This window comes from Thermodesulfobacteriota bacterium, assembly GCA_039028315.1.
GTDB lineage: Bacteria > Desulfobacterota_D > UBA1144 > Nemesobacterales > UBA2774 > CR02bin9.
Genome location: JBCCIH010000266.1, coordinates 1 through 1,899 on the forward strand (window position 1 = coordinate 1; position 1,899 = coordinate 1,899).

General features: G+C 43.1%; 2 protein-coding genes. Both read left to right on the top strand.

Features of this window, described 5'->3' with window-relative positions; genetic code table 11:
* Positions 1 to 34: 34 nt before the first annotated feature.
* Complete coding sequence (gene trpB, locus AAF462_11815; GenBank protein MEM7009809.1) at positions 35 to 1,243, top strand: tryptophan synthase subunit beta; 1,209 nt, start codon at positions 35 to 37, stop codon at positions 1,241 to 1,243.
* 247 nt (positions 1,244 to 1,490) lie between these two features.
* A partial coding sequence (gene trpA / locus AAF462_11820) for a tryptophan synthase subunit alpha (GenBank protein MEM7009810.1) occupies positions 1,491 to 1,899 on the top strand: 409 nt, incomplete at its 3' end.

The following is a 1,899-nucleotide window of genomic DNA, read 5'->3' on the forward strand; positions in this document are numbered from 1 at the left end:
ATTAAACTTAAACAATTTTTTGAGGCGATAAAAAATGGATAATAAAACACAGCTACCTGATATCATGGGGCATTTTGGAGAATTCGGAGGACGCTATGTCTCTGAAACCCTTATGCCCGCTATTTTGCAGTTGGAACAGGCATATGAGGAAATCAAGGACGACCCTAAGTTCCAAGAAGAACTCGCATACTACCTTAAGGAATATGTAGGAAGGCCAACTCCTTTGTATTTCGCTCAGCGTATGACAGAGAAACTGGGCGGCGCAAAGATATATCTTAAGCGTGAGGATCTTGCTCATACAGGGGCCCATAAAATTAACAACACAATCGGTCAGGCAATACTTGCCTCTAGAATGGGAAAGAAAAAAATAATTGCTGAGACTGGAGCCGGTCAGCACGGCGTTGCAACTGCCACAGTGGCGGCACTGCTTGATATGGAGTGCGAAATATTTATGGGCATTGAAGATACCCGCAGGCAGGCACTTAATGTGCTTCGTATGAAGCTTCTTGGCGCAACAGTAAGAGAGGTAACTCAGGGCACGCAGACACTAAAAGACGCCATGAATGAAGCCATGAGAGACTGGATAACAAACGTTAGAGATACTTTTTATATTATTGGCAGTGTTGCCGGTCCGCACCCATATCCTCAGATGGTAAGAGATTTTCAATCTGTTATTGGGAAAGAGGCAAGAGAGCAAATTCTAGAAAAAGAAAACAGACTGCCGGATCTTCTAGTTGCATGTGTAGGAGGGGGCTCAAATGCTATGGGTCTTTTCTATCCATTCCTTGAGGATGAAGATGTGAAAATTACAGGAGTAGAGGCAGCTGGTGCCGGGGTTGATAAAGGAGAGCACGCGGCAACTATATCTGCCGGAAGCGTTGGGGTTTTACATGGAAGCAAAACCTATTTACTTCAGGATGACAACGGGCAGATAAAAGGTACACACTCAATAGCCGCTGGGCTTGATTATCCAGGGGTTGGCCCGGAGCACTCATACCTAAATGATATCGGAAGAGTTAATTATACGAACGTAACAGATGGAGAAGCTCTTGAAGGTTTTCAGTTCATATCAGAAGTTGAAGGGATAATCCCGGCGCTTGAGACATCACACGCAGTGGCTTACGCTATGAAAACTGCACCTCAAATGCCTAAAGACTCAATAATGATAATCTGTTTATCAGGCAGAGGAGACAAGGATATAAATACTATTGCCGAGCTTATGGAAAGTGATTCATCTCAGTAACTGAGCCAATCTAAACTGGCTGAATTTTCTAGCTCATTTCCAACACTGATGCAGTCTTGACATTGGTTATGGAGGTGTTAGAGTTTGAGCGAAGCATCGGATTAAGGGGTTGGATCTTTAAAGCAATTTTCAAGTAAAAATACCTATTCAGGAATAGGGGCCATATATGAACAAAGTCCAGCTTAAGATGCGAGTGATTAGTGGCCTTTATCTCCAAAAAACAATAAAACTAAAACAATAAAAACTCATGAATAGAATAAAAACTAAGTTCGAAGAACTTAATGGAAAGGGAAGAATTGCATTAGTAACTTATATAACTGCTGGGGATCCGTCTTTAGACATTACGCAAGAAATTGTGCTAAAACTCGAGGAGAGCGGCGCGGACATCATAGAGCTTGGTATACCATTTTCAGATCCGATGGCCGACGGCCCTGCAATACAACTTGCCTCAGAGAGAGCTCTTGATGGTGGCACAACTCTAGCAGATGTCCTACAGACTGTTCGCAATATCAGAAAAGTATCTCAAGTACCAATAATACTATTTGGCTATTACAACCCGTTTTTTCACTACGGCGTTGAGAAATTCTCGCAAGACGCAGCAGAAGCAGGAGCAGACGGAGTTTTGGTTGTTGATCTTCCACCTGAAGAGGCGCCTG